At 64.7% G+C, this 26,535-nt stretch carries 24 protein-coding genes; 8 read left to right on the top strand and 16 right to left on the bottom strand.

Annotated elements, in window-relative coordinates; translation table 11 throughout:
• Positions 1-191: 191 nt before the first annotated feature.
• The 5 genes from phnE (JN302_RS01165) to phnN all read left to right on the top strand — a co-directional run bounded on the left by phnE (JN302_RS01165) (position 192) and on the right by phnN (position 5,138).
• Positions 192-1,145, top strand: coding sequence for a phosphonate ABC transporter, permease protein PhnE (gene phnE, locus JN302_RS01165; RefSeq protein WP_202331318.1), 954 nt, complete (start codon positions 192-194; stop codon positions 1,143-1,145).
• 2 nt (positions 1,146-1,147) lie between these two features.
• Positions 1,148-2,518, top strand: a complete 1,371-nt coding sequence (gene phnE, locus JN302_RS01160) for a phosphonate ABC transporter, permease protein PhnE (RefSeq protein ID WP_202309719.1) — start codon at positions 1,148-1,150, stop codon at positions 2,516-2,518.
• Between the two features lie 142 nt (positions 2,519-2,660).
• Positions 2,661-3,368, top strand: coding sequence for a DUF1045 domain-containing protein (locus JN302_RS01155; protein ID WP_202331317.1), 708 nt, complete (start codon positions 2,661-2,663; stop codon positions 3,366-3,368).
• A gap of 1 nt (position 3,369) precedes the next feature.
• On the top strand, positions 3,370-4,509 hold the full coding sequence (locus JN302_RS01150; RefSeq protein WP_202331316.1) for an alpha-D-ribose 1-methylphosphonate 5-triphosphate diphosphatase: 1,140 nt from the start codon (positions 3,370-3,372) through the stop codon (positions 4,507-4,509).
• Between the two features lie 59 nt (positions 4,510-4,568).
• Positions 4,569-5,138 (top strand): phosphonate metabolism protein/1,5-bisphosphokinase (PRPP-forming) PhnN, encoded by a 570-nt coding sequence (phnN, locus tag JN302_RS01145; RefSeq protein ID WP_446720707.1) that lies wholly within the window; start codon positions 4,569-4,571, stop codon positions 5,136-5,138.
• Between the two features lie 1,009 nt (positions 5,139-6,147).
• Here phnN and JN302_RS01140 read toward each other — a convergent pair.
• From JN302_RS01140 to JN302_RS01090, 11 genes are all read right to left on the bottom strand, one after another.
• Positions 6,148-7,800, bottom strand: a complete 1,653-nt coding sequence (locus tag JN302_RS01140; protein WP_202309715.1) for a M4 family metallopeptidase — start codon at positions 7,798-7,800, stop codon at positions 6,148-6,150.
• Between the two features lie 104 nt (positions 7,801-7,904).
• Complete coding sequence (locus tag JN302_RS01135) at positions 7,905-8,987, bottom strand: hypothetical protein (RefSeq protein WP_202331315.1); 1,083 nt, start codon at positions 8,985-8,987, stop codon at positions 7,905-7,907.
• A gap of 200 nt (positions 8,988-9,187) precedes the next feature.
• A complete protein-coding gene (locus JN302_RS01130) occupies positions 9,188-9,850 on the bottom strand; it encodes a hypothetical protein (RefSeq protein ID WP_244846152.1) in 663 nt (220 codons plus the stop codon).
• A 60-nt stretch (positions 9,851-9,910) separates the two neighbouring features.
• Complete coding sequence (locus JN302_RS01125) at positions 9,911-11,227, bottom strand: WD40/YVTN/BNR-like repeat-containing protein (protein WP_202331314.1); 1,317 nt, start codon at positions 11,225-11,227, stop codon at positions 9,911-9,913.
• Positions 11,224-11,850: a cytochrome P460 family protein gene (locus JN302_RS01120; protein ID WP_202331313.1), complete on the bottom strand. Its 627-nt coding sequence runs from the start codon at positions 11,848-11,850 to the stop codon at positions 11,224-11,226. The genes JN302_RS01125 and JN302_RS01120 overlap by 4 nt, the downstream gene beginning before the upstream one ends.
• Before the next feature lie 578 nt (positions 11,851-12,428).
• A complete protein-coding gene (locus JN302_RS01115; protein ID WP_202331312.1) occupies positions 12,429-13,334 on the bottom strand; it encodes an aminotransferase class IV in 906 nt (301 codons plus the stop codon).
• 31 nt (positions 13,335-13,365) lie between these two features.
• Positions 13,366-14,175 carry an ABC transporter permease gene (locus JN302_RS01110; protein ID WP_202331311.1) on the bottom strand — a complete coding sequence of 270 codons (810 nt, stop codon included), beginning with the start codon at positions 14,173-14,175 and terminating at the stop codon, positions 13,366-13,368.
• 2 nt (positions 14,176-14,177) lie between these two features.
• On the bottom strand, positions 14,178-15,365 hold the full coding sequence (locus JN302_RS01105; RefSeq protein ID WP_202331310.1) for an ABC transporter permease: 1,188 nt from the start codon (positions 15,363-15,365) through the stop codon (positions 14,178-14,180).
• Complete coding sequence (locus JN302_RS01100; protein WP_202309709.1) at positions 15,362-16,426, bottom strand: ABC transporter ATP-binding protein; 1,065 nt, start codon at positions 16,424-16,426, stop codon at positions 15,362-15,364. Before JN302_RS01100 ends, JN302_RS01105 begins: the two co-directional genes overlap by 4 nt.
• Before the next feature lie 389 nt (positions 16,427-16,815).
• Positions 16,816-17,868 carry an ABC transporter substrate-binding protein gene (locus tag JN302_RS01095; protein WP_202309708.1) on the bottom strand — a complete coding sequence of 351 codons (1,053 nt, stop codon included), beginning with the start codon at positions 17,866-17,868 and terminating at the stop codon, positions 16,816-16,818.
• 243 nt (positions 17,869-18,111) lie between these two features.
• Positions 18,112-18,660: a cupin domain-containing protein gene (locus JN302_RS01090; RefSeq protein ID WP_202331309.1), complete on the bottom strand. Its 549-nt coding sequence runs from the start codon at positions 18,658-18,660 to the stop codon at positions 18,112-18,114.
• Between the two features lie 165 nt (positions 18,661-18,825).
• On the opposite strand from JN302_RS01090, the gene hisD reads away from it, so the two are divergent.
• Genes hisD through JN302_RS01075 form a run of 3 tightly spaced genes read left to right on the top strand, consistent with a single transcriptional unit; the run spans position 18,826 to position 21,657 of the window.
• A complete protein-coding gene (gene hisD / locus JN302_RS01085; RefSeq protein ID WP_244846540.1) occupies positions 18,826-20,079 on the top strand; it encodes a histidinol dehydrogenase in 1,254 nt (417 codons plus the stop codon).
• Between the two features lie 24 nt (positions 20,080-20,103).
• A complete protein-coding gene (locus JN302_RS01080; RefSeq protein WP_202331307.1) occupies positions 20,104-20,877 on the top strand; it encodes an SDR family NAD(P)-dependent oxidoreductase in 774 nt (257 codons plus the stop codon).
• A gap of 24 nt (positions 20,878-20,901) precedes the next feature.
• A complete protein-coding gene (locus JN302_RS01075) occupies positions 20,902-21,657 on the top strand; it encodes an SDR family oxidoreductase (RefSeq protein ID WP_202331306.1) in 756 nt (251 codons plus the stop codon).
• A gap of 53 nt (positions 21,658-21,710) precedes the next feature.
• On the opposite strand, the gene JN302_RS01070 is transcribed toward JN302_RS01075, so the two are convergent.
• The 5 genes from JN302_RS01070 to JN302_RS01050 form a co-directional block, all read right to left on the bottom strand.
• Positions 21,711-22,823 carry a DUF1513 domain-containing protein gene (locus tag JN302_RS01070; protein WP_202331305.1) on the bottom strand — a complete coding sequence of 371 codons (1,113 nt, stop codon included), beginning with the start codon at positions 22,821-22,823 and terminating at the stop codon, positions 21,711-21,713.
• Between the two features lie 184 nt (positions 22,824-23,007).
• Entirely contained in the window at positions 23,008-24,138 is a 1,131-nt protein-coding gene (locus tag JN302_RS01065; RefSeq protein ID WP_244846151.1) for an imelysin family protein, read from the bottom strand.
• Complete coding sequence (locus tag JN302_RS01060) at positions 24,138-25,733, bottom strand: di-heme oxidoreductase family protein (protein ID WP_202331304.1); 1,596 nt, start codon at positions 25,731-25,733, stop codon at positions 24,138-24,140. Before JN302_RS01060 ends, JN302_RS01065 begins: the two co-directional genes overlap by 1 nt.
• 11 nt (positions 25,734-25,744) lie before the next feature.
• Positions 25,745-26,230: a bacterioferritin gene (gene bfr, locus JN302_RS01055; protein WP_202331303.1), complete on the bottom strand. Its 486-nt coding sequence runs from the start codon at positions 26,228-26,230 to the stop codon at positions 25,745-25,747.
• A complete protein-coding gene (locus JN302_RS01050; protein ID WP_202309700.1) occupies positions 26,196-26,507 on the bottom strand; it encodes a (2Fe-2S)-binding protein in 312 nt (103 codons plus the stop codon). The genes bfr and JN302_RS01050 overlap by 35 nt, the downstream gene beginning before the upstream one ends.
• Between the last annotated feature and the right edge of the window lie 28 nt (positions 26,508-26,535).

The raw sequence follows: 26,535 nt of genomic DNA, 5'->3' as shown, positions 1-26,535 counted from the left end.
TGCCGCAATGACGGAACTCTTCCTTGCAGCCGTGACGATTGGCGAAATCGTGGAAGACATCAGTCTTCTCCCCGTCCTTCACGGGGAGAAGATGCCGGCAGGCAGATGAGGGGCGGAGTGACGGTCAAAGTCCGAATCGAAGTCGACTGGACGTTTCCACATCCTGTCGGCAAGCATTGAGTGGACATTTCATGAGCGTGACCCTTTCGGATACTGGCCTTGCCGTCGAGCGCCACTGGCGCGAGCTTGCCGCCCGGCGGCGTCTCTACACGATCGGCGGCGTGCTCTTCATGGTGGTCGCGATGGCCGGCTCGCTCTGGTTCGCCAATGAGAGCAATGCCGGCAAGTTCTGGGACCGGCTGCCCCATCTGTTCGATTTCATCGGCGACATGATCCCGCGCGACGGCTGGGAGGTCTGGCGCGCTCTGTTCGATCTTCCTTCGCCCTATGCCGACGGCAGCCTGAAATACGACTATCCGCAAGGCCGGGTCTATCTGACCCGGTCGCTCTATCTGCCCGAATATTTCTACAAGATGCTCGAGACGCTCAACATCGCGCTCGTCTCGACGCTGGTCGGCTTCGCCCTCGGTTTCGTTCTCTGCTTCCTGGCTGCCTCAAATCTCGTGACGCGGCGCTGGCTGCGCTTCTTCGTGCGGCGTTTCATGGAGATCCTGCGTGCCTTTCCGGAGATCGTCATCGCCGGCTTCTTCCTGGCCGTGCTGTCGCTCGGTCCGGTGCCGGCGATCATCGCCGTGATGATCCACACGATCGGAGCGCTGGGCAAGATGTTCTTCGAGGTGGTCGAGAACGCAGACATGAGGCCGGAAGAGGGGCTGCGCGCTGCCGGCGCCAACTGGATCGAGCGCGTCTGGTTCGCGATCGTGCCGCAGGTCATGCCGAACTTCCTGAGCTACGCCCTGTTGCGACTGGAGATCAATGTGCGCGCCTCCACCATCATCGGCGCGGTCGGCGGCGGCGGGATCGGCGAGGAGCTGCGCCTGTCGATCAGCCGCAACCATGAGGCCAAGACGCTCGCGATCATCCTGCTCCTGCTCCTGACGATCATCGCGGTCGACCAGTTCTCGGCCTGGCTGCGCAAGAAGCTCGTCGGCGACCAGGCTTTCGCTTTCGGCAGGGGAGCCTGACCATGACCGCGCTGACCCGGAACGAGATCGCCGCGATCGCCGCCCGCCATCCCGAAGCCTTCGCCGGCTCCGGCCGCAAACGCCTGATATCCTGGGCCGTCGGGATAGGCATCGTCGGCTACCTGATCTTCGCCTGGTGGCTGTTCTCGATCGGCAGCGTCTTGACCTCGGGCAACTGGAGCATCGCCGGCAGCTATCTCGCCGACTGGGTGAGCTACGAGACCCGGCCCAATATCGACTTCAAGGACGGCGGCGCGACAGTCTCCTATCCGCGCTTCTCCGCCTACAATCCCGAACGTCATCCCGACTGGATCGTGCTCGACCCGAAGCCGACCGGCGAGGCCAAGCAGATCTTCTCGCATATCGCCATGTCGATGGGCCGCAGTGCCACGATCGACGTCACGCCCGGCCGCGTGACGGTCACCCGGGCCGGCGAGACGCTCGACGTCACCATCATCCCACGCGAGCGCGTGGATGCGGCCGGACCGCTGCCGGCCTGGGCCGTGCAGAAGGCCCCCGGCGACAAGATCATTGTCGATTTCGGCTTTTCCGGCCGGGCAGACATCGAGGACGACGAGATCAAGGTGCGGCGGCGCTTCTGGGGCTGGGAGAATTTCTTCTTCGATGCCAACTCCCCGTTCTGGGGAAAGTCCTTCGGCGAGGTCGCCGGGCTGGTATTCTCCTCGGAGCGCATCCGCCCCGATATGTCGAACGCCGCCCTGGCCTTCGACAACATCCTCAACAATGCCGAATGGCAGCATGGCGACGTCTGGCTGAAGCTGATGCAGACGATCGTCATGGCTTTCGCGGGCACCGTGCTGGCGACGATGCTCGCCTTCCCGCTGGCATTCATGGCTGCGCGCAACATCACGCCCAACCGGATCGTCAACCAGGTCGCCAAGCGCTTCTTCGATTTCCTGCGCTCCGTCGACATGCTGATCTGGGCACTGTTCTTCACGCGGGCCTTCGGTCCCGGTCCGCTCGCCGGCATCTCGGCGATCTTCTTCACCGACACCGGCACCTTCGGAAAACTCTATTCCGAGGCGCTGGAGAACATCGACGACAAGCAGCGCGAGGGCATACGCTCCGTCGGCGCCAACCCGGCGCTCGTGCAGCGCTACGGCGTGCTGCCCCAGGTGCTGCCGGTCTTCCTCAGCCAGTCGCTCTATTTCTGGGAGTCGAACACGCGCTCGGCGACCATCATCGGCGCGGTCGGCGCTGGCGGCATCGGCCTCAAGCTGTGGGAGGCCATGCGCACCAACACCGACTGGGAGAACGTCGCCTATATGGTGCTGCTGATCCTGATCGTGGTCTTCATCTTCGACAACATCTCCAACGCGTTGAGAAAGCGTTTGATGTCGGGCAGCGCTTGAAGAGGGATTGAGAGGCGCCGGCCCCTCACCTGAGCCCTTCCGTGACTTGCCGGCTAAGTTTTGCTAGCGCTGCGAAATCACGCATAGCTTCGTGAATCTGTCATGCAAATCGCCTATGGCATCGGGCTTGCGAGGAATAACCATGCGTTACGCGATCTATTTCACGCCAGCGCCCGATGATCCGCTGACCCGGACCGCGGCGAAGTGGCTGGGCAGGGACCCCTTTACCGGCTACGTCACCCCGGCGCCCGCGCTCGGTCGTATCTCGGCGGCCGAAATCGCCTTCCATACGGCGGCCGCGCGCCGTTACGGCTTCCATGCGACCCTGAAGGCGCCGTTCCGCCTGGCCGAAGGCGAGACCGAAGCCTCTCTCGGCAAGGCGGTCGACGCCTTTGCCGAGGGCATGGCGCCGGTCGTGCTGCCGCGCCTCGTGATTGCCCAACTCGACGGTTTCTTCGCGCTCATGCCGGAGGGCAAGCCGGCGGCGCTGCACAAGCTCGCCGACGACGTCGTGGTCGCCTTCGACCGCTTCCGCGCGCCGCTCACCGAGGCCGAGATCGAGCGGCGCAACCCGGATGCGCTGCGCCCCGCCGAATTCCGCAATCTCTGCCAGTGGGGCTATCCTTACGTCTTCGAGGCGTTCCGCTTCCACATGACGCTGACCGGCAGGGTCGGCGCCGAAGAGGCTCCGCGCATCCGTGGCGCGATCGAGGAGTTTTTTGGTACCATGCTCGAGGGCCCCGTCGCAGTGGACGGGCTCGCCGTTTTTGTCGAACCCGAGGCCGGAGCGCCGTTCAAGGTTCAATCCTACCATCCGCTGGGACGACAGCGGGAAAGAAAGTCCGCCTGACATGACTGCCGAAACCGTTCTCTCCAATGCCCGCCTCGTTCTCGCCGACGAGGTGGTGACAGGGTCGCTGCTGATCCGCGACGGGCTCATCGCCGACATCGCCTCCGGCTCCTCCCGCATCGGCGAGGATATGCAAGGCGACTTCGTCATTCCGGGCCTTGTCGAATTGCACACCGACCACCTCGAAGGCCACTACGCTCCGCGGCCGAAGGTGCGCTGGAACCCGATCGCCGCGGTCCTCGCCCATGACGCTCAGGTCGCCACCGCCGGTATCACCACGGTCTTCGACGCGCTGCGTGTCGGTCTCGACGAGGATGCCGACATGACTGCCGTCGAGATGCGCAAGCTGGCCGACGCCATAGAGGACAGCGTGCGCCAGGACCGGGTCCGCGCCGACCATTTCATTCATCTGCGCTGCGAGGTGTCAGCTCCGGACTGCCTCGACGGCTTCGGCTATTTCGACGGCGACGACCGCGTACGGCTCGCTTCGCTGATGGACCATGCGCCGGGCCAGCGCCAGTTCGCGCAGCTTTCGGCCTATGCGACTTACTACCAGGGCAAGCTCAAGATGTCCGACGAGGCGTTCCGAGTCTTCTGCGAGCGCCGGATCGCCGAATCCGAGGCCAATTCGCCGGCCAATCGAGCGGCGATTGCCGCCGCCTGCCAGGCGCGCGGCATCGTGCTCGCCAGCCATGACGACGCCACCGTCGCCCATGTCGAGGAAGCTGTCAGCCAGGGCATCCGCGTCGCCGAATTCCCGACCACCGCCGAGGCCGCCCGCGCTTCCAGGGAAGCCGGGCTCGGCGTGCTCATGGGCGCCCCCAATGTCATGCGCGGCGGCTCGCATTCCGGCAACGTCTCGGCGCGCGCACTGGCCGAAGGCGGCCTGCTCGACATCCTATCCTCCGACTACATTCCGTTCAGCCTTATCCAGTCGGCCTTCTTCCTCGGCGAGGTCGTCGACCAGGTCTCCCTGCCTCAGGCGGTGGCGATGGTGTCGCGCAATCCGGCCGAGGCCGTCGGTCTCACCGATCGCGGCGTCATCGAACCCGGCCGCCGGGCCGATCTGGTGCGCGTGCGCGTCGACGATCATGTGCCGGTCGTGCGCACCGTCTGGCGCGAAGGAAGGCGCGTCGCATGATGGTCTCGGCCCTGATCGAGCGCGAACTCGACAGCGTCGCGTTCCCGGTCCGCAACGGCGTGTTCGTCGCCGTGGTGGGCCCGAGCGGCGCCGGCAAGGACACGATCCTCGATTTCGCGCGCCGCCACTTCGCCGACGAGTCTGCCGTCGAATTCGTGCGCCGGGTGATTACCCGGCCGAGCGATACGGCCGCCGAGGACCATGACACGCTGGCCGACGCCGCCTTCGACGAGGCCGAGGCGCATGGCGCCTTCGCGCTCTCCTGGCAGGCGCATGGGCTGAAATACGGCCTGCCCGCCAGCGTCGACACGGCGATATCGGACGGCCGCGTGGCTGTGGCGAACCTGTCGCGCGGCGCGCTTCCCGCGCTCAAGGAACGCTATCTCAATGTCTTTGTCGTCGAGATCACCGCGCGGCCCGAGATCCTGGCCGAGCGGCTCGCCGCGCGCGGCCGAGAGTCGCGCGGCGAGGTCTTGGCGCGGCTCGCCCGCCAGGCACAGTTCGACGCGTCGGCGATCGGCGCCATAACGATCGACAACAGCGGCGACAGGAAAGAGGCAGGCGAACGCTTTGTCGCGGTGTTGCGCAAGGCGATCGCGCTTTCCGACGTGGCCGGCGCCGTGGAGTAAGTTGCCGTTTTTCGAGTGGCGAGAGGACGGGTTCGGAATGGCGGCGGTCCTGTAAACAACTGGAAGTTTACAGGACGGGCCTGTTCTTTCGGCGTGGTGCCGGAGGTGGGCGTGCCGGAGGTGCTTTTGGCCAAACATACCCTTCACAAGGTGGCCGCTGGAAAGCGCGATCGGATGAGACACACCGCCAGTCACCGGGCCTGGATGAAAGCGTGGATCTGATCGCGGCAAACGGGTCTCGGCGCTTTATTGGTAGCAGGCGGGGAAGAAGCCGAGGTATCGGGCTTGGCTGCTTCGACCGTCGCGAACTGCCCCTCATCCGGCTGCCGCCACCTTCTCCCCGCATTGCAGGGAGAAGACCGATGTCGCCACCGGCTTCGCCAATCGTCAGCGTCGCAGATTGAGCGCCGTCATCGCGGCAGGCGGTCTTCTCCCCGTCCTTCACGGGGAGAAGGTGGCGGCAGCCGGATGAGGGGCCTTTCGCGGCGTCGCCGAATCCCTTATCCGACTGCAATCAAAAGGCTTTCAACTCTATTTTCATGGCAGGGGTACTGCCAAGCGAAAACCGGTGAGAGCGTCTGGCCCTTCCGAAATCCCGGCGACGAATCGGAGGGCGCGGTCCGTCACGTTGAAATCGAGCGTCAAGAATCCATCGCGGCGGAGCCGGTGTCAACGGAATTGGCAGGGGGGTCATCAAGGTTTGATCGGCCAAGGCACATCATGCCGGTGGGGAGCCGAACTCGATGGTGGGTGCCTGTCCTGCTTCCGCTTCTCGGGAGTGTCACCGATCGAATGGACTTTGGGAGCTACGAGGAGAGCCTGGGTGAAGATTGGCCTGCGGGAAGCAGCCCGGTCCGGATGGGCTGCCTCCCGAAAGATCACATCTCGTTCGCCGGGCGGGCGTCGGGCCTAGGGCATCTTCCGCGTCGCTCCGAATCGCGGAAATGCCCTGGCTCTTTCTTGCGCAATTCCGGATGCAAGACTGCGGCGCAGTTTTGCTGGAATTGCTCTATGCAACTGCATCGACTATTCCCACCGCTGCGAAACCCGCGTCGACCGCGGCGATCTTGGCATCCTTGTTTGCATCGTTCGAAAAAAGGCTTCGTGCGGACTGGAGGGCTCCGCGGCGGCTATCGAGGAATCCGGAGGTTCGGCTGAGCTGGCTCGTCAGTGTCATGTAGAACACGCGCGCTACTTCCACCGCGTTGAACAGAAACTGACCATCCTGCTTGGTGACGATGATGTTGTGCGCGGCCTTGTTGTGAATGCCGCTGTTGATGTGGACGCCTCCGTGGTCCTCGTCTTCGGACAACTCCCTGTAATCGTTCATATGCGCCGGCTGATTCCGGCGCGTGGGATCGCTCATGTCCCGCAACGGGATCCCCGTGGCATTCAAATCCTCGCCAATCTCCCAGTTCCATTGGCCGATATCCGGCTCGGAACGATTCGCCACGATGATTCCGAAAATGTCCGAATAGGATTCGTTGAGCGCGCCGGACTCGAAGACATATTCCAGACGCGCGGTGTGGTCGGTCAAGCCATGCAGCAATTCGTGCGCAACAACCTCGAGTGATGCCGCATAGGATCGAAGTTCACCATCGACCAGGCGCTGGCCATAGATCATCTGATTTGGCAGGCGCGCGGCATTGCGCCATTCTCGGCCGAACGTCTCCCCAAACCATGTGCAGTTTACCGAGGAGACGATCTTTCCGCCCATGCCGTCCAAGCCATTCCGCATGAGCACCGTCTTGAGGAAATCGACGACCTCGGTCGAATTCGCATGCGCACTCACCGCTCCTGAGTCCCAGGGCGATGGAGGATTGCCGACATATTTCCCGGGCAAACTGCCGAATTGAAGCCGCGCGTCCCGGAACTCGAAATTGTGAGTATGTATGTTGCGAAGCGCGTCGAACAGACGGCTCTCATTCGTGCTGCTGTCGGTGGCCACAAAAAACGTCCGGGGCCTGCCGAGGCTATCGGCCGCCTGAGCCTCCACGCTCGTCTCGGCCATGGTCTGAGTCCGGGGCAACTCGGCAACCTTTTCCCCGGTGTGAGCATCGACGACGAAGTCAGAAAACTCGGGAACGCCCGTCGGCGCAGCAGGCTGAGCCGACCTGCTCGGCTTGCGCCGTTGCACATCTTCGACGATATAGACCAGCCTCCAGCGGCTGTGCTCGGCGTCGAAATAGAAGTTGAGCCGCGCCGGTTGGCCAGGCACACCGCGTTCGTAGCCGGCCCACTTGGCCACCACCTGCAGGGCCTTTGCCGGGCTCAGCTTGGCGACAGGATCGACATTGGCCGGTTCACCGACCGACGTATTGATCGAAACGAACTGATTCTGGCCGCTGAGTTCGACGGTCACCAGAGACCCGTAAACCGGTACCTTGTAGTAGTACTGCCGGAATTTGACCACTGAATTGCCGGTGAAGGGGATCTTGTCGATTCCCACGCTCTTGAACTCGGCGTGAGAGCCTCCAACATCGCTGGGAGCCACTGCCGCGCCCTCCGATGTGCCCACGAATGATCTCAGGATCTGAAGAGCCGCTCGTTCCGGATCGAGTTCGGCAGCCGACTCGGCGGTCTCTGCTCCAATCGATTCCAGCACCGTTCCTGCACCAAGTTCATCGCGGTGAACCGCACTGGATTTCATGCCTTTTGCCATGGCTGCCTCCTCTGGAACGGAACGGCGCAGGCACCGTTGCCGTCACCATTCATGTTGACTCGAAGACCATTCTGGTCCGCCAGGTCGACTTCTCCCGTTTGCACTCATGGCTGCCTGGGCCGGGCCCTGAAGAACGACCAGACGAAGTCCAGTTGAGTGAAGGAACGATTGCCGGTCGCGGCGTCGCCAAACGCTGCAGGATCGGGAGGACCGACGAAACCTTCTCCATTCGGCTTGAAGAACTCCAACCGGTCGCCGTCGCCGTTGACGGAGGCTCGCGCATGGCAGGAAATGCATGACGATGTCATCTGGAAACCCTGCTCCGGCTGGGAGTTCGCGAGCAGTGTGATGTTGCCCCGGCTGTCGATGAAATCCGTCTGCGCGCCGCGCAGCCTGTAGTTCTCCCATTTGGTACCCTGAAGGCCGATATTTTCGGGGATGCCTTCGCAGTCGTGGGGCGATGCCGGGCATGCGAATTTGTCGACGGACGGCAGTTTCCAGCCTTCGTTTCCTGGCCGCCCTCCGGCGTCTTCCGGCAATTTGTTGTCGATGTGTTCGAAAGTTGCCCAAAGCCAGTTGGGCAGGTCCTTTGTCGTGATGTGAAGGGCCGTGAGCCCGAAGATCGTCACCGTCCCGTCAGGCTCCGTATGAGTTGCCCAGTGATATCTGGGCTTGTCCGTTTCACTGATCTTTCGCCACTGCGCCTTGATCTCCTTGGCCATCGCGGGAAAGACGATGTCTACGGCGCCGCTTTCGAACAGGTCCTTTTGCCCGTCGAGATTGTAGAGTTCGTTCTCGCGGATGAATTCGTAGGTCTCCTTGTTGAGCCGCGTTTCGTTGATGGAAAACAACGCCGAGTCCACGTCGAAAGTCGGGATCGCGGCGTTGGAACCACCCATTGTGCGAATCCGTTCGAGTTGCTGGAGCGGCAACGCATCCTCGGGCGAGAGCGGGAGCTCGACCATGCTCACCGCCGGCGGCGCCAGCCACTCTCCGGGGTCCGTGCCGTCAGGCGGAAAGGCGGTGTCGGGTGCCCGGTTGTTCGCATTTCGCCATGTCTCCCACACGACCGGACCATCCGCGCCAAAGGCGGCGTTCTGATTGGGTGCTTTGGCTGGAATGTCGGCCGGCCAGTTCAGCGAGAGGAAAAGGCGCCACGAATAGCAGTGCGGCTCGATAAGCGCCATTGCGGTGTCTTGCGGTTCCTCCCATTTCGATGCGCCGCTTGCGAACCAGCTTGCGCAGGATTGCGCGGCCATGCTCTGCAAGGGAAACAAGGAAAAGCAAGCAAGGGCCAGCGCGAGAGCTTTGGCTCCAGGCAACGCAGGATGCTTCCGCATTTCTTTCTCCTTCCTCATCGGGTCCAGCAACGCCCGTCAATGTGCGGTCATGCGGCCATCCCGCCTTTGATCCAGGCCTCGAACCTTGCGACATCTTCGGCAGGCCACAGTCCATCGCAGGGCATGTTGGTTCGCAGGCGGTCCAGGATCTTGTCCGCCTTGGCGCGCACGTCCTCCAGCTTGTGAAGATTGAAGCCAGCGACCGCTTGCATGACGTTGACGTCCATCGGGCGAAACAGCGGCTTGATGTCTGCTTCGAACGAAATGACGTCCGCGTCCGGTATCGGACAGACATAGATGGCCTTCGATCGCGACATGGGTTCGGCACTGGCGGCCATGGCTTCCGAGCGACCCAATATGTCGACTTCCTTGCGGTTCGAAACCGCATGGACCCGGATGCCCCTCAAAGGCATCTTGCTTCCCCAGTAATTCTTTATGTCGACATCAGGCAATTCGAGCTCGGTCGAGACAGGCGTGAGGACCGGCAGCTGCGCATTTCCCGGATCGGGCCTTAGGGCGACGAAATCAAATTCCTGGACGCCGTCGGCGGGAGCCGTCAGATAGGTGTAGGCGACAAGCTGCGCTTCTCGCCACCCCGTCGAGTTGACCCGCCCCCGAGCGGTGATCAGCAGCCATGGCTTTTTCGTCGTCGTGATGCGTACGCCCAGTTCGTCAACGGCATAGACTTTCGCCACGCTAGCGGTTGCCATCTCGTTCCTCCCGGACAGCGGCCGCGGATCTTGCGACTGGAGCCGCGGCCTTCAATCCATTCATTTGCGGCGTTCTCTGTAGATCAGTTGACTCGTGGATTCGTCGTCACATGTGAACCGGACAATGAAGCCGCCGGGCGGCTGCCTGGCGCCCGTCCGGTCGCTGAAATCCCACAACAGATTGCGAGGCCCTGCTTGCGGATTTCGCTCGTCGGCAAGCATTGCCACCTCGCGGCCGAAACGTTCCCAGACCCTGACCTGGAACAGCTTGCAGCCAACCGGCACGACCGTCTCGAGCACCACCTCGTTTTCGCCGATCGTCTCACGCCGGGAAGTCGCGGCAATCGCGGCGATGGACGGTGCGACCGGTTCGTCGGAGTATTTGTAGACGGTATCGCCGGAAGCATAGGCGATGGCAGGCGGGCTGCCGATGAACCTGAATCGGTTCAGGCGGAACCCGACATCGTTGGCCGCCTGCCAGTTCTTTCCGCCGTCCTCGGTGACGCTGGTGAAGCCGCCGACAAACATCCGGTCTCCCCATCCGCCGATCCAGCCGTGCTGCTCGTCGAGAAATCCGATGCCTTCGAGGTTGGAATTGCGCTGACTGTCATTGACCCGCAGACGGGACCAGGTCAGGCCGCCATCGTCGCTTCTCAGGATCGCGCCGTCGAGGAAGTTCTCGCATGAAACGAACAGCACGCGGTCATTGAGCTTCTGGAATTTCCATCCCCACTCGCCGCGCGGAAATTCGCCGGCTGCGGCATTCGACTGGACCAGGTTCGTCCAGGTCTCGCCGCCGTCGTCGGTGTGGAACACTCCTGGTACGATGTCGGCCCTTACAGGCGCCCGGTCGGGGTGACGGACGTTGTCGACACCGCCGACGACCCAGCCGCGCTGCGGCGATTCGAAGAAGATATCGACCAGCAGGGCCGCTCCGGGCACGTCAAGGACCTGCCAGGTCTGGCCGGCATCGCGCGAACGCAAGATCGCGGCATCCTCGTTCGGATAGTTGGTGCCCGACGCAAAGACGGTCTGTTCGTCAACGGCGCAAACGCCGCAGATACGACCCGGCGCGCCGGACGGCAGCGACGTGACGGCGCTCCAGTCAAGACCACCGTTCCTGGTGGCGTACAAGCGGTTCGGGCCGGACAGTGCGCCGACCCAGCCGATATCCCTGCCCGCGAATGAAACACAGCGAAGATAGCTTTCGGCAAGGTGCGCCTGTCGCGTCCAGGCGTCGCCGCCATCGGCCGTGCGCAGTATGAGGCCGTCGGAGTTGACCGCCCAACCATTCAGGGCGTCGGCAAACCAGATGTCGTCGGTACGAGACCCGGCGGCAGGAAGGTTTACCGGCCTCCATATTCGGGTGGCGGTCATGGCCGACGCCTTTCCCGCAGCACAGGATAAAACTGCACCCAGACGTTGTCGTGACTGGCGTGGCTGCGATGGCAAGCAAAGCACTCGGAATCGGGCTGTGCTTCAGCGCTGGCCAAAGGGTCGCTTTCCGCATCCCCCGGGAAAATGTAGTAGGCCCAGTTTTCCTTCGAACCCTCCCGGGTGGGACGCTGTGGATCCTTTACGGCCAGTTCGACCAGCAGGCGTTCCCCCGGAAACGTACCCTCCTTGAGCGCCCCGTCCGCGTCCCTCGTCTCGCCCCGGAAAACCTCCATGACCAGCACCGTGGGGTCAGGGAAGGTCCCGGTTTCGAGAAAGGCCGCATAGGCCGCAGGATCAATGTAGACAGTGTGAAACGCCATCGTCTCCGCTCGCGCGGCCTCACGTGAGGTCATCGCCTGGATCTCAGGCCTGTAGACGAGGCCGAGATTGGCTCCGACAAAAACCCAGCTGCGATAGCCTTTCGGGAGAAGGATGTTTCCGGCGGCATCGTAGGCGGGGCCGGTACTTTGGGCCGTGCCCTCGGTCGCCAAAAGAAAACCCAGAAGAACAGATAAGGTGGTAGATTTCAAAGATAGAAAGCGGCTGAATATTGCCGAAAGCAAGCGATAGCTGCTTCGGTAGCAAAACAGTCTGTTCGCGAATAATTCATCTCTTCGCGTATTCGCAAAATTGTATAGAAAACACATTTCAAGCGACTTTCGCGCAGCCGATGAAAATGCAGAACGAAACTCTACGGCATGCGAAGATATAAGTAAAGGATAAAGTAGTATGGTCACCGTTCGGAATCGTGAATTGCTGACCTGTTGGAAAAATTCACGATTCTCTTGATCGAGGCAGGATTAGCCGACATCGGATGCGAATGGCGACTACAGCGTGTCGCGTGAAAACGGAATCGCACAACACGCTGTAGGTCTTTGATTTGACGCATGTCTTTGTCCCGAAACCGGTACCCCCTTTCGGGAGACATGCTTCAGGAACGCAGCCTGTCCTGGTTCCATGCGTGGCGCTCGGAAAGGCCGTATGGCTGGCGGCACGTCCTTCCTGAGGGCGGCGATTTCCTCCTGGTCGCCCGCCAATCGTCACTGACGGTCCGATCGAGGGCATTGCGCGGCAGGCGTCCGCCGTTGCCGGCATGGACGGGGAATTCCCACAGCTGCATATCGCCCGGAGGATGACCTTGTCATCCGTAGTCGATTTCGGTGAACAGGCCGGCAGCGTGCTGGCGGTCCCAGTAGAGATCGTGGATACGGCGGGTGAGCGGCCCGGGCTTGCCGTTGCCATGGATGCGGCCGTCGAGAACGGTCACCGGCATGATGCCGCCGGCGGTGCTCGTGATGAAGATCTCGTCGGCTGCCCGCAACTCGTCGGCGGGCACGTCGCGAACCTCGCATCCTATGCCGACTTCCCTGGCCATCTCGATGACCGTGCGGCGGGTCATGCCTTCGAACACGCCGCGATCGGGTGTCGCAAGCCTGCCGTCACGGACGGCGAAGACGTTGAAGCCCGCGCCCTCCGTGACGTTTCCGGCGCGGTCGGTCAGCACCGCCACGACGGCGTCGTTCTCATAGGCCTCGAAGATGCCCATGGTCAGGTCGAGCCAGTGGAAGTTCTTGATGCGCGGGTCGACCGCCTCCGGCTGGATGCGCTGCACGGAGCTGACGATCATGCTGAGCCCCTCGCGGCGCTGCTCCTCATTGGCGATCCAGACGAAGGGCTGGGCGAAGGCATAAAAGCGGTTCCGGCACAGGCGCGGGTCCCGCGTGCCCCTGGGCGGCACGCCGCGCGTGCAGGTCATCTGGACATAGGCGTCGCGCAGCCCGCTGCGGCGCACGCATTCGGTGAGGATGCCGGCGATGTCGGCTTTCGAATGGGGGAGGCTCATATGCAGCCCCTGCATCGAGGCGTGGAAGCGCTCGATATGGTTGTCGAGGCGGAAGAACCGTCCCTGCCACACATGCACCACGTCATAGGTGGCGTCGGATCGGACGAAGCCGCGGTCGATCAGCGGCACGCTGGCCAGGGCAAGCGGAACATAGGCGCCGTCGACGAAGGCTATGCCATCGGCCGGATCATGGTCTTGCGTCATCTGCGTCCTCCTGATGATCTGTCGCTGCTGCTCAGGCCGGCTTCAGCGCCCGCTGGCGCCGCCAGCGCAGGAAACCGACGAGGCCGGCGACGCACAGCGTGCCGACGATCATCAGGAAGGCGGCCGCCGCGACCGCCGGGCTGATGTTCTCGCGGATGCTGGCAAACATCTGGCGCGCCAGGGTGCGCTGGTTGGGGCCGGCGACGAACAGCGTCAGCACCACCTCGTCGAGCGATGTCGCGAAGGAAAACACCGCGCCGGTGAGCATTCCGGGCATGATGATGGGAAGGGTGACGCGCCCGAACACGCTGAGCGGCGGCGCGCCGAGGCTGCTCGCCGCGCGCTCCAGCCAGGGATCCATGGCGTTGAGCGAGCCGGACACGCTGACGATGACGAAAGGGATGCAAAGCACGGCATGGGCGACGATGACGCCGAGATAGGAGTTGGCGAGGCCCATCCGGCCATAGAGCATCTGCATGCCGACCCCCAGCACCACAGCGGGCACCACCATCGGCATGAGGAAGGTGGTGCGGACGGCGTTGGCGAAGGGCAACTGGCTCATGCGCAGGCCGAGTGCGGCCAGCGTGCCGAGCACGGTTGCCACCATGGTGGCGCCGGAGCCGATGATCAGGCTGTTGACGATGGAACGCCGCCAGACATCGTTGTCGCGCAGTTCGCCGAACCAGCGCGAGGAGAAGCTCTCGATCGGGTAGTTGAGGAACACGCTCGAATTGAAAGCAAGCGGCAGGATCGCCACGATCGGCGCCAGCAGGAAGAAGACCACGGCGAGGCCGAAGACGATCTGGAGGGCCCGCAACGCCGGGTTGGTCCTGCCGCCCATGGTCAGGTTCCCACCATGGTCGGCGACCGCGACAGCCGCCCATAGACGAGATAGAGCACCGTGGTGACGACGAGCAGGATCAGCCCGAGCGCGCCGGCCATGCCCCAATTGGCCGTTCCCGTGGCGAAGAAGGCGATGACGGAGCTGATCATCTGATCGTTCGGCCCGCCGACCAGCGCTGGCGTGATGTAGTAGCCGAGAGCCACCATGAACACGAGAAGCGAGCCCGACATCAGGCCCGGAAAGGCGAGCGGCAGGAGCACGTATCGGAACGCCTTCAGCCGCGTCGCGCCGAGCGAGGCAGCCGCCGGCATGAGGTTCGCCGGGATGGTGAGCAGCCCGCTGTAGATCGGCAGCACCATGAAGGGCAACAGCACATGCGTCATCGCGATGACGACGCCGGTGCGGTTGAAGATGAGCGGCAGCGGCTCGCCGATGAGCCCGATCGCCCGGAGCGCATCGTTGATCAGACCTTCGTTCTGCAAAAGGATGAACCAGGCGGCGGTGCGCACCAAAAGCGACGTCCACAAGGGCAGGAGCACGGCGACGAGCAGCACTGCGCGCACCCAGCCGCCGGCCGAAGCCGCGATCAGCGCATAGGGCAGGCCGATGGCCGCGCACAGCAACGTGACGGTCGCCGAGATCAGGAAGGTGCGCAGCATGATCTGACGGTTGGCCGAGGTGCCGGCCTCGACCGAGGCGATGCCGCCCCCGGCGTCGCGTTCGAGATCGGCGGAGGCGAGCAGATAGCGGTCGGTATAGAGCGGCATGGCTCGCTTCATCGCCTGCCAGTATTTCGCCTCGCCCCAGCGCGGGTCGATGGCATCGAGCTCGGGAAGCTGCCCCTCGGGAGCATCCCTGACCGCGCTCGCGGTGCGCGACATCAGCGAACGGAAGCCGGAGAGTTCGCTGTTCAGCCGCCGCACCATGTCGCCGAAGGCGAGTGAATCCGTCGGCCGCCTCAGGTCTTCGGCGAGTGCCGTCTGCATGGCCGGAGTGGGCGGGCCGGTGCCGTCCCAGTCGGCCATCGCCGCGGCGGTGTCGGGCAACACGCCGCGCACCGTGCCGTCGGTCACCGAGGCCATCATCATCGTCACCAGCGGCCAGAAGAAGAAGACGACGAGGAAGGCGACCAGCGGCGCGATCAGTCCCAATGCGGTGAGCCGCGCGCGCACGGATGACGACATCATGGCCGGATCACCGTGCATTCGTCGGGCTGGAAGGTGGCGAAAGCTTCGGCGCCGACCGGCCAGGCGCGCGATTTGCGCGCCAGCTTGGCGACGAACTCCAGGCCTCCGCCGGAGACGCGCGCCCGCAGATGGTCGCCCTGGTATACGGTGTCGAGCACCTTCACCGGCACCGCGTTGCCTCCTCCGGCTGTCTCGGCCAGTCCGATCCGCTCCGGGCGGATGCTGACCAGCGCGTCGCTGCCGGCCTCGAAGCCGGCCGGCGCCATGGCTTCGAGGAGCGGGCCGTCGTCGATCCTGATCCTGGCCCTGTCGCCGTCGCGGGCCTCCACCTTGCCGGCGAAAAGATTGGTCTCGCCGATGAACTCGGCGACGAAGCGCGTCTGCGGCCGGTCGTAGATGGCGTCGGGCGATGCCAGCTGCTCGATCCGTCCGGCATTGAAGACGGCGATGCGGTCCGACATGGTCAGCGCCTCGCCTTGGTCATGGGTGACGAAGATGATGGTGAGGCCGAGCCGGCGGTGGAGTTCGCGCAGTTCGAACTGCATATGCTCGCGCAGCTGCTTGTCGAGAGCGCCCAGTGGCTCGTCCATCAGGACCACGCTCGGCTCGAACACCAGCGCCCGGGTGAGCGCCACGCGCTGCTGCTGGCCGCCGGAAAGCTGCGCCGGCTTGCGCTCCCTGATCTGGCCGAGCTTGACCATGTCGAGGGCCCGCTTCACGCGCTCGGCAACCTCCGCCCTGGGCGCGCCGCGCATGAGCAGCGGGAAGGCGACGTTCTCGGCAACGGTCATATGCGGAAACAGGGCATAGTTCTGGAACACCACGCCCATATTGCGCCGAAAGGCCGGCAGATGGTCGATGCGGTTGCCGTCGAGCCGGATCTCGCCGCCGCTCGGCTCGATGAAGCCCGCCACCATCATCAGGATCGTGGTCTTGCCCGAGCCGGATGGCCCCAGCAGGCTGACGAACTCGCCCTTGCCGATGGCGAGATCGAGCTCATCGACGACCTTGTGGAGGCCAAAGGATTTGGAGATGCGTTCGAGCTCGATGAAATCAGCCAAATGTTCCTCGCATCAGCAGCGGCGATCTTGTGCAAGTCGCCCCCTCACCCGGCCTCCGCTTCGCTCGGCCGACCTCTCCCCGCCGGGGAGAGGAGGTTTTCACCGCCTGCGGACCACTGACAAGAAGTCTTGATTGGGCACGATGCTCGACGACCTCCTCTCCCCACTGGGGAGAGGTCGGCCGAGCCCACGGGTCTTGCCTTCGGCAAGCCCGAGGACAGGCTCCGCGGAGGCCGGGTGAGGGGGCTTTCTTGGCCAATGACATAACCGCTTCGGTTGGCGCTGGCCGAAAACATATGAACAGCGCCCGGAAAACCGGCGCCGCCCTCCGGGAGAGGTCAGACCAGGGGCAGCCTGCGCCGAAGCTCACGCCGCCCGCCAGGCCATAGCTACTGCGCCAGCCAGGCATTGAACCGGCTGGTCAGCTCCTCGATGTTGTCGACCCAGAACTCGCCGTCGAGCGCGACAGCGTCGGTCAGATTGGCTTCCGCGGTCGGCAGTTCGGCCGCGAGATCGGCGGGCACGGCGGCGGCGGCTTCCTTCTGCGGCAGGCCATAGGCGACATATTCCGGCAGCTTCGACTGGTTCTCCGGTGCGCTGGCGAAGGCGATGAAATCCATCGCGTCGTCCTTGTTGGGGCTGTCGCGCAGGATCACCCAGCTGTCGATGGCGTAGATGCTGCCAGGCCAGACCACCTTGAAGTTCTTGCCTTCGGTCTTGTTGATGCCGGTGATGCGGCCGTTATAGGCCGACGTCATGACCACCTCGCCCGAGGCGAGCAACTGCAGCGGCTGGGCGCCGGCCTCCCACCAGACGACGTCCTTCTTGATCTCGTCGAGCTTCTTGAAGGCGCGGTCCACGCCTTCCGGCGTGCGCAGCACGTCATAGACCTCTGCCGGCTTCACGCCATCGGCCATCAGCGCGAATTCGAGCGAATATTTCGGGCCGCGGCGCAGCCCGCGCTTGCCCGGGAACTTCCTGGTGTCCCAGAAGTCGGCCCAGGAGGCGGGCACCGCATCCTTCAGCTTGTCGCCGTCGTAGCTCACCAGCGTCGACCAGACGATGGCGCCGACGCCGCAGTCATGCACCCCCGCCGACAGGAACTTGTCCTTGCCGCCGAGCTTTTCCCAGTCGATCTTCTCGTAGAAGCCGTCCGTGCAGCCGAGCTCCAGCTCCTCGGTCTCCACCTGGACCACGTCCCAGTTCGGCTGGCCGGCTTTCACCTTGGCGGCGATGACGCCGATACCGCCGTCCCAGCTCTCGTCGAGTACAGGCTTGCCGAGCTTCTCGGCGAAAGGCTCGAAATAGATCTTCTTTTGCGCATCCTGGTAGTTCCCGCCCCAGGAGACGATGGTGAGATCGCGCGCCGATGCGGCGCCCGCCGCAACCGCGACGACGAGGCCGGCCGCACCGATGGTGCTGATTGCCCTCTTGAAAGTCATGTTCTTATCCTTGTCCTGTTCCACCTCTGGACTTCTTATATGAGCGACCTCAATCGCCGGCGCGGCCCCTCCGGGCCGCTTGGCTTCGCGCCAACAGCCGCGGCGCGCGGTCGCGCGCTCCATCGGTCGATCCTATCGACCGATGGCATAGACAAAAGCACAAGTCCGGTCGGGGCAACAGATTTGATGCCGTGGGTCAGCTTCCGGTGAATATATAGAACGGAATGCTGGAAGCGGCGCTATTCAATAAGTGGGCGGCGTAACAGCGCTGACGATCTCGCTGGGCCCGTCGTGGACATTCCGGAACCGGTGACCCGAATTGCTGTCGAAGTAATAGCCGTCGCCCGACCTCAGTACGCGGCGCTCGTCGCCGACGGTGATCTCGACGGCGCCCGCTATGACGAAGCCTGCCTCCTGGGCATGGTGGCTGAGCGTTTCGCCGGTGTCGGCGCCGGGCGCATAGGTTTCGTGCAACATCAGGATCGCACGGTTGGGATAGTTGACGCCCGCCATGCGGTAGGAGATCGCGTCGTGCTTGCCGATCTCGATGCAGTCCCGCGCGGCGTAGAAGGGCGAGGACGGCACCTGGGATTTCAGGCCTGAGAAGAAGCCGGTGAGCGTGCTGCCCAGCGCGTCGAGAATGGCGCTCAGCGTGTCGACCGACGGGCTGATGCGGTCGCGCTCGATCAGCGAGATCGTCGAATGCGAGATGCCCGAGCGTACAGCGAGTGCCCGGATGCCCAGATGACGGCGGCGGCGAAGCTCCCTGAGGTGTTCTCCGATTTGCGACATGGCGGTTTCTCCTTGGCCGATCGTAGCACCGGCTGGTCGGAATACTAGACAGGACTTTCCGATCCGATTGTCTGGCAGTGTGGCGTCGGCCACTCTCCGCGCCGACGCACCCACCGGAACCCCGACATGTCATTGCCAGCCGACCTCGCCGCCCGCATCCGTTTCATGAAGGCGCCGCGTCCCGCCGCGACCGCCGACGCCGGCGGTATCGAGGAGGCGGTAAAGGGCATCCTGGCTGATGTCCGCGAGCGCGGGGACGCCGCGCTCCGCGACTTCAGCCGCGCCTTCGACCAGGTCGATATCGAGACCTTCGAAGTGAGCCTCGCCGAACGCGAGGTCGCGGTCGCGGCACTCGATCCGCAGACGGCCGCCGATACGCGTTTCGCCATCGAACGGGTGCGCGCCTTCGCCGAGGCTCAGTTCGCCACCATGCTGCCGCTCGAGGTCGAGCCGCTGCCCGGGCTTCATCTTGGGCACCGCATCATCCCGATCGCCCGCGTCGGCGCCTATGTTCCCGGCGGCCGCTACCCGCTCCTGTCGGCACCGGTCATGACCATCGTTCCGGCCAAGGTGGCGGGCTGCGACGAGGTGATCGCCTGCCTGCCGCCCAATGCGCATCAGGCAATGATCGCCGGCTGCCATCTTTCCGGCGCCGACCGGATTTTTCGCGTCGGCGGCGCCCAGGCGATCGCCGCCATGGCCTGTGGCACCGGGAGCATTCCGGCCGTCGACAAGATCGTCGGGCCCGGCAACGCCTATGTGAACGAGGCCAAGCGCCAGGTGTTCGGGCCGGTCGGCATCGACCAGCTGGCGGGGCCGAGCGAGATCTTCGTGGTCGCCGACGCCTCCGGCGACGCGGTCATGATCGCCACGGATCTCCTGGCCCAGGCCGAGCACGACGTCCGCACCCGTGTCGGCCTGATCACCACCGACGCCCCGCTCGCCAATGAGACCATAGCCGAGGTTGAGCGGCAGCTCGAAGGCCTGCCGACCGCGGCGGTTGCCGGTCCCGCCTGGCGCGACTTCGGCCAGGTCGTGGTCTGCGAGGACGAGGCCGCGATGATCGCCTATTCCGATTTCATCGCCGCCGAGCACCTGCAGGTCCACATGGTCGACCCGCAGGCGACGGCGAAGAAGCTCAGGAACTACGGCTCCCTCTTCATCGGGACGATGGCGAGCGTGGTCTATTCGGACAAATGCTGCGGCACCAACCACACGCTGCCGACCATGGGCGCCGGGCGCTACACGGGCGGGCTCTGGGTGGGCTCCTATGTCAAGGTCGCAACGCATCAATGGCTGGAGCGGGCCGGCGTCGAGTCCGTGGCGCCGCCGGCGGTGCGCCAGAGCGCCAGCGAAGGGTTGGAAGGCCATCGCCGCGCGGCGGCGCTGAGGCTGGCGCAGCTGCAGGCGGGTGTCTGACGGCGCCCGAGAGAGGAGGCCCGGATGTCTGGCAAGAGAACCATACTGATCGCCGGCGGCGCGGGCGGCATGGGCATGGCGACCGCGCTGCGCTTCGCGGCCGATGGCGAGCGCATCGTCATTGCCGACCTCGACGGGCCGAGACTTGGCGCAGCGCGGGACCGGGTGGCGGCGGCCGGGGCCGACGCCCTTGCCGTCGGCCTCGACATGCGTTCGGTCGCTTCCTGCCGGCAAGCGGTGAGCTCGGCTGCTGATTGGGGCGGCGGCATCGACGTGCTGGTCAATGCCGCCGGCGTCTGGCTGGAGGGCCCGTCGGCGGAAGTCGCCGAGGAGGACTGGGATCGCGTGCTCGACGTCAATCTCAAGGGCGCATTTTTCCTGATCGCTGCGACGACGCCGCATCTGGTCGCATCGAGCGGCGCGATCGTGAATATCGCCTCCGACGCCGGCCTCGTCGGCAACAACGGCGCGGCGGTCTATTGCGCCTCCAAGGGCGGGCTGGTGCTGCTGACGAAGGCTCTGGCGCTGGAACTGGCGCCGCAGGGCGTGCGGGTCAACGCGGTCTGCCCCGCCGATGTCGCCACGCCGATGATCGAATATCAGGCGGCGACCTATGGCGCGGGCGATCCTGATGCATACAAGCGCCGGCTTCTCTCGCACTATCCGCAAGGCGACCGCGCGCGATTCATCGAGGCCGACGAGATTGCGGCACTGATCCATTTCCTGTGCCAGCCGGGTGCGGCGCCGATGACGGGCGCGGCCCTGCCGGTCGATTTCGGCGTCACGGCGGGTTACTGATCGGTTTCGACGGGAGGAGGAGAGATGGCGGCAATATCGAGGATGGCGCTGGTGACGGGGGCAGGCGCGCCTGACGGCATCGGTTTCGCCATCGCGCGTGCGCTGGGCCGGGCCGGGCTGTCGGTCGCCGTCACCGCGTCGTCTGCGCGCATCTTCGATCGGGCGGCCGAGCTGCGGGCGCAGGGCATGGAGGCGAAGGCCGTGGCTGCCGACCTCACCGACGCCAAAGAGGTCGACAGGCTGCGCGCCGAGATCGGCGACGTCGACGTGCTGGTGAACAATGCCGGAATGGGTAGCGTGACCCAGCCGGCGCTGCAGCGGCGTTTCGTCGAATTGTCCGAGGCCGACTGGGATCGCGGCATCGATGTCAGCCTGAAGACGGCTTTTCTCGTCACCCGCGCGTTCCTGCCCGCCATGGTGGAGAAGGGGCACGGCCGCGTGGTCAACGTCGCCTCCGTCACCGGCCCCTATGTGTCGAATGTGGGGGAGGCCGCCTATTCCGCGGCGAAGGCCGGCATGGTCGGCATGACCCATGCGCTGGCGCTGGAGGTGGCGCGGCACGGCGTGACCGTCAATGCGGTGGCGCCCGGCTGGATCGAGACCGGCGCGCTGACGCCGGACGAACGCGAAGCCGCGCGCCGGACGCCGCCGGGCCGGGGCGGAACGCCCGACGAGGTGGCCGCGGCCGTCGCCTTCCTCGCCTCCGACGGCGCGAGCTACGTCAACGGCTCGGTGCTGGTGGTCGACGGCGGCAACATCCTACAGGAGCGCAAGGGGTAAGGGGGCCCGAGCACTTCCGGACGCAAGACGGGTGCCCACTTCGCCGGGAACTGCTACCCGATTCTCAGCAGGTGGTTGTCCCAGGCATAGTCGTCGAGCACGGTTTCGGAGCCGTCGGCAGCGAGAATGTCGCCGGTGCCCGTCGTTGCGCGGAACCCTCCGTCGTCGGGGGCCAGGCCACAGACCTCGACCAGCGTCTTGTCGGCAAGAACCCGGCCCGACCGCGTCTCAATGACGGCGTAGCGGTTGCCCTGCGGCGAGGACACCGCGATCGTGCCGGCCGCCGGATTGGCTGCGACCGAGCCGATATAGTTGCGGAAGCCGGCGAGCACGTCCCGGGGCATGTCGAGAAGGGCGAGTTCCTCGCCCTGCCGCGCCTTGCCGACCAGCAGCGGGCGCTCCGTCGCCGGTCCCTCGTGCTGGCAGCCGAACCAGACGGCGCCGTCGCCGTCGAGCGCGATGTGCCGGATCGACAGTTTATGCAGCGCCGGCGGCAGGAAATGCTGTTCCATCAGCGCCCCGGTCAGGCGGTCCACGAAGGCGAAGGACGGCTTCATCGTCGGCAGGTTGAGCTTGGCGCGGCCGAAATCCGGATGGGTCTCGATGCCGCCATTGGCGATCGCCAGGGTGCGGCCGTCGCCAAGAAGCAGCAACTCGTGCGGGCCGACGCCGTAGGTCGGGAATTCGCCGATCCGGCGAAAGCCGTCCCGGGCGTCGTAGACACCGACCATGCCGGCGGCATTGTCGAAGTCGTTCTCGGTGGCGTAGAGCAGGGCGCCGTCGGCCGCGAAGACGCCGTGGCCGAAGAAGTGCCTGTTTTCGACGCTGGCGATGGTGCGGGGTTTCTGGCGGCCGGAATGGTCGAACACCACCATGAAGGTGCCGGGCTGGCGCGCGAAGACGACCGAGCGGCCGCAGACCGGGTCGAAGGTCACGTCATGGCCGCGGTCGGGCAGGGCGGTGGAATAGACGATGTCGCGGGCCTCCGACAGGACCGCCACGCCATAGCCGCCGTCGCGCCGCTGGAAGGCGGTGGCGAAGACGGCGTCCGTCCTGTCGAGGGCCATGGCCTGGCGGGGCAATAGCGCGGCCGCGAAGCCTGCGCCTGCGGCTTTCAGGAATCCGCGGCGGTCGATGAGCGAGGGGTGGGGGAGGAGGGTGGTCATAGCGCGTTCGGATATGGGAGCAAGGGGGCGGTTGTGTTGGTCCCAAGGCGAGCACCCCTTGTATGAGGAAATCCTGCTATGGATGAGGAGTTGGCTCTGCAGGGGTGGCCACCCCTGCAGAGCCAACTCCTCATCCATAGCAGGATTTCCTCATACAAGGGGTAGAAGGGCCAGCGGTGCAAGACTAGTCGCCGTCCAGCGAGGAAAATCCGGCGGTCAGGCCGAGTTCGGCGGAAAGCCGTTTGCCGAACAATTCCGACAGGCTGGTGGTGACCAGCTTGAAATAAGAGAGCTTCGAGCGCCGCGCGGGGTCGGCCAGCATGTCGGCGACGGGACCTTCTGCTCCGGTTGCGGCGCGGATCGCGTTGCCGAATTCGAAGTCGATCGAGCTTGCGATCCAGCCCGCGCTCTCGGGCAAGGTGCCGGCGAGGCCTGAAGCGTCGAACAGCGCCTTCATGCCGGCCAGGTTGCCGGCCAGTACGGCGGCCGTGCCCTCGGAGCGCCAGAACAGAGCCTGTTTCGGCTTGTCCTCTGCCGCTTCAGCGCCGAGGAAGCTGTTGACGCGCTGGTCGCGCACCAGTTCGAGCCCGTTGATGAAGACTTCGAGCAGGTCGGTCAGGGATTCCGTGTCGTCGCGATAGAGGGGATTGTCGGCCGAGGGTTTTGCCCAGGTCGCGCCGAAGCCCGTGGTACCGGTCCAGCCCGCCGCCACCGTGTCGGCGATGTCGTCGAGATTGCCCGATATGGCCGCGCCATAGGCGCAGCGGAAGGCGTCATCCGCGGCGAGCTTGTCGGAATCCGTTCCGAACAGGACGAATTCCAGCGCCCCGAGCCCCTGCATGGCGACGCTCTTGCCCGCCAGTGTCGCCGTATCGGTGACGCTCGAGTCCTGCCCGGCGAGCGCGGCCTGGACCTGCCTGAGGCCGATGCCCTTGCGGTCCGGCCAATAAAGGACGCGTTCGAGACGGTTCTCCTCCGTGATCGGGCCGATGCGGATGATCTCGGCACGCGACCAGGCGTCTGTGGTCTTGCGGAAGGCATCGCGGGCGGCGTCGAGATTGGCGGGCGAGGGTGTGGCGCAGAGGGTCGCCAGGGATGATTTCAGGTCCCCGGTGGCGTCGTGGAAGGCGGCGTAGGCGGGCTTGACGAAGTTTTCGACGGATTTGCCGATGATGGTCTCCGCGGTTTGGGGGGCGGAGAGGGCGGGGCTTACGGGATAGGCGAAGGCCAGCAATGCGGCGCCGACGAGGTTGATGATTGAGCGTCGGCGGTGAAATCCGAGGACTGACATCACCGAAGCGAACGGCTGATCCATCAGAGCGACTCCAGGAATTTCACCAGAGCGGCGCGATCTTCGGCCGGGAGCGCGGCGAAGCGGTCGCGGGATGTCTGCGCCTCGCCGCCATGCCACAATATGGCCTCGACGAGGTCGCGGGCGCGGCCGTCATGCAGGAAGAAGGTATGTCCGTTGACGGTCCTGGTGAGGCCGATACCCCAGAGCGGCGGCGTGCGCCATTCGTTGCCGCCGGCATCCCCGACCTTCTGGCTGTCGGCGAGCCCGTCGCCCATGTCGTGCAGCAGGAAGTCGGAATAGGGCCAGATGAGCTGGAAGGCCTGCGCCTTGTTGGGCGCGTCGCGGCGGGTCACGAATTTCGGCGCGTGGCAGGACACGCAGCCGATCTCGTAGAAGGCTTTCTTGCCGGCGAGCACCGCGGGGTCGCCCACCTTGCGCCGCGCCGGCACGGCGAGGTTCTGCGAATAGAAGGTGACGAGATCCATCACCGGCGGCGGAGCCTCGACGTCGCCGAGCCGCGGCTGGACACCATTCGGCATGGCGAGGCAGGCGGTCTCGGCCTCCGTGCAGTCGCCCCAGTGCTTCGGCACTTCCGGCGTCGAGATGCCGATGTCGCCGGCAAAGGCATCCGCGGTCTGCTGGCGGATCGAGGGTGTCTGCGCCTTCCAGCCGAAGCGCCCCAGAACGAGTTCCCCGCTCTGCGGGTCGCGCACCATCTGGGCCTTGCCGGAGATGCCGTCGCCATCGCTGTCGCCGGGATCGGCATGCGCAGCTATGTCGGCGGGGTGGATCTGCTCGACGAGGCCGAGGCCGATCATTGGCGGCGTGACGCGTGGCGAAAGGGTGGTGCCGGGATGAAGAGGGCCATAGGCAAGGCCTTCGACCGCATAGGACGGCTTGCGCAGGGAAAGCCGGGTCCCGTCGGGAAGCGTGACCGGTACCTGCCCATAGGTGATTTTCATCCGGCCTTCGCTGGCGAGGCCAGGCACGGCGAGGTTCTGCAACTGGCCGCCATAGGTCGGATCGGGGAAGTTGAGCGCTTGTCTGTCGACGAGTTTCGCCTTTTCCTCCTCGGTCTCGGCGTCGCGGGCGAGCCGCAGGAACATCGAGGTGGTGTCGGGACTGGTCTCCGGCGGATGGCCGCGGCCATCCTTCAGGTGGCAACTCTGGCAGGCACGGGCATTGAACAGGGGGCCGAGGCCGTCCGAGGCCTGGGTTGAAGAAGGGGACGACACCCACAGCTTGCGGAAGATGCCGTTGCCGAGCTTGAAGGTCCCTTCTTCCTCGAAGGTGATATTGGCGGAGGATTGCGAGAAGGCGTCCTGGTTGACCCGCTTGCGCGAGGTGCCGGCGCCACCCTGCATGATCTCGAATTCTTCGGCCTTCGCGAAGTCCGTGGTCGGCCGGGTGACGGCGACGACCCGGGCAAGATCCTCGGGCGTCAGGTCCTCGCGTATCCCGACCTCCCGCATGCCGGCAAAAGCAGCAGCGGAAGCCAGGATTGTGGCGCCGGCAAGCAGGGCGCCCCGAAAAACCATCGCGCGGCGCGGCGTGGCGGCCGGCCGCGAGATGTCGTCTTTTTGCGCGCGGCGCGTCAGAAAGGCGATGCGCCGCATGATGTCATCGCTTATTCGGCCTCGTCCGCGGAGGCGGCGTTGAGGAGGCCGTAGCGCTCCTCGCCGATCGAGGCGAGCAGGCCGAGCTGGGTCTCGAGGAAATCGATATGGCCCTCCTCGTCGGCGAGCAGGTCTTCGAACAGCTCCATGGTCACATAGTCGCCGAGGTCATGGCAGATCTCGCGCGACTTCTTGTAGGAGGTGCGGGCGTCATATTCGCCGGCGAGGTCCGATTCGAGCACTTCCTTCACATTCTGTCCGATGCGCAGCGGCGCCACCGACTGCAGGTTGGGATGTCCCTCGAGGAAGATGATGCGCGCGACGATCTTGTCGGCGTGATGCATCTCTTCGATCGATTCGGCCCGCTCCTTCTTGGCCAGTTTGGTATAGCCCCAGTCTTCCAGGAGCCTGTAGTGCAGCCAATATTGGTTGACGGCGCCGAGTTCCAGAAAAAGAGCCTCGTTAAGCCGCTCGATGACCTGCTTTTCGCCTTTCATGGGTCCTGCTCCCGTATTGGACGCGCAATTCCCTGACGCGATCCAAGTGTGAAACGACATCCCCCTCGCTCGCCTCCGAGCAAGAATGATAGCTCTCGGTTACCCGAATGATCGTTTCGACCACATTTGGGAAGCAGCCGCAACAGCGTCCTCGCTTTTGCAGCGTATGGTAGACCTTCGCGGGCACGATCAGTGTCCACGGATCCTGTTCGAGCAGTTCGACGATGACCTCTTCGATCTCCTTCTGGGTGATCAGGTTGCAATGGCAAATCAGCATTTTCCACTCTGCACTGGCTGGAGGCGCC

The organism is Mesorhizobium sp. L-8-3 (assembly GCF_016756615.1).
Lineage (GTDB): Bacteria > Pseudomonadota > Alphaproteobacteria > Rhizobiales > Rhizobiaceae.
The sequence above is the reverse complement of the archived record's forward strand: the minus strand, read 5'-3'. Positions and strand labels throughout refer to the sequence as shown.

Excerpts from the sequence above, each read along its gene's own strand:
- JN302_RS01150 (WP_202331316.1), top strand. The coding sequence starts at position 3,370 with ATGACTGCCGAAACCGTTCTCTCCAATGCCCGCCTCGTTCTCGCCGAC.
- JN302_RS01050 (WP_202309700.1), bottom strand. The coding sequence starts at position 26,507 with ATGCTGATTTGCCATTGCAACCTGATCACCCAGAAGGAGATCGAAGAG.
- JN302_RS01090 (WP_202331309.1), bottom strand. The coding sequence starts at position 18,660 with ATGTCGCAAATCGGAGAACACCTCAGGGAGCTTCGCCGCCGCCGTCAT.
- JN302_RS01135 (WP_202331315.1), bottom strand. The coding sequence starts at position 8,987 with ATGGCGCTTATCGAGCCGCACTGCTATTCGTGGCGCCTTTTCCTCTCG.
- JN302_RS01105 (WP_202331310.1), bottom strand. The coding sequence starts at position 15,365 with ATGATGTCGTCATCCGTGCGCGCGCGGCTCACCGCATTGGGACTGATC.
- JN302_RS01095 (WP_202309708.1), bottom strand. The coding sequence starts at position 17,868 with ATGACTTTCAAGAGGGCAATCAGCACCATCGGTGCGGCCGGCCTCGTC.
- JN302_RS01070 (WP_202331305.1), bottom strand. The coding sequence starts at position 22,823 with ATGACCACCCTCCTCCCCCACCCCTCGCTCATCGACCGCCGCGGATTC.
- hisD (WP_244846540.1), top strand. The coding sequence starts at position 18,826 with ATGAAGGCGCCGCGTCCCGCCGCGACCGCCGACGCCGGCGGTATCGAG.
- JN302_RS01130 (WP_244846152.1), bottom strand. The coding sequence starts at position 9,850 with ATGGCAACCGCTAGCGTGGCGAAAGTCTATGCCGTTGACGAACTGGGC.
- phnE (WP_202331318.1), top strand. The coding sequence starts at position 192 with ATGAGCGTGACCCTTTCGGATACTGGCCTTGCCGTCGAGCGCCACTGG.
- JN302_RS01125 (WP_202331314.1), bottom strand. The coding sequence starts at position 11,227 with ATGACCGCCACCCGAATATGGAGGCCGGTAAACCTTCCTGCCGCCGGG.
- JN302_RS01115 (WP_202331312.1), bottom strand. The coding sequence starts at position 13,334 with ATGACGCAAGACCATGATCCGGCCGATGGCATAGCCTTCGTCGACGGC.
- JN302_RS01140 (WP_202309715.1), bottom strand. The coding sequence starts at position 7,800 with ATGGCAAAAGGCATGAAATCCAGTGCGGTTCACCGCGATGAACTTGGT.
- phnE (WP_202309719.1), top strand. The coding sequence starts at position 1,148 with ATGACCGCGCTGACCCGGAACGAGATCGCCGCGATCGCCGCCCGCCAT.
- bfr (WP_202331303.1), bottom strand. The coding sequence starts at position 26,230 with ATGAAAGGCGAAAAGCAGGTCATCGAGCGGCTTAACGAGGCTCTTTTT.
- JN302_RS01155 (WP_202331317.1), top strand. The coding sequence starts at position 2,661 with ATGCGTTACGCGATCTATTTCACGCCAGCGCCCGATGATCCGCTGACC.
- JN302_RS01060 (WP_202331304.1), bottom strand. The coding sequence starts at position 25,733 with ATGCGGCGCATCGCCTTTCTGACGCGCCGCGCGCAAAAAGACGACATC.
- JN302_RS01080 (WP_202331307.1), top strand. The coding sequence starts at position 20,104 with ATGTCTGGCAAGAGAACCATACTGATCGCCGGCGGCGCGGGCGGCATG.
- JN302_RS01075 (WP_202331306.1), top strand. The coding sequence starts at position 20,902 with ATGGCGGCAATATCGAGGATGGCGCTGGTGACGGGGGCAGGCGCGCCT.
- JN302_RS01065 (WP_244846151.1), bottom strand. The coding sequence starts at position 24,138 with ATGGATCAGCCGTTCGCTTCGGTGATGTCAGTCCTCGGATTTCACCGC.
- JN302_RS01110 (WP_202331311.1), bottom strand. The coding sequence starts at position 14,175 with ATGGGCGGCAGGACCAACCCGGCGTTGCGGGCCCTCCAGATCGTCTTC.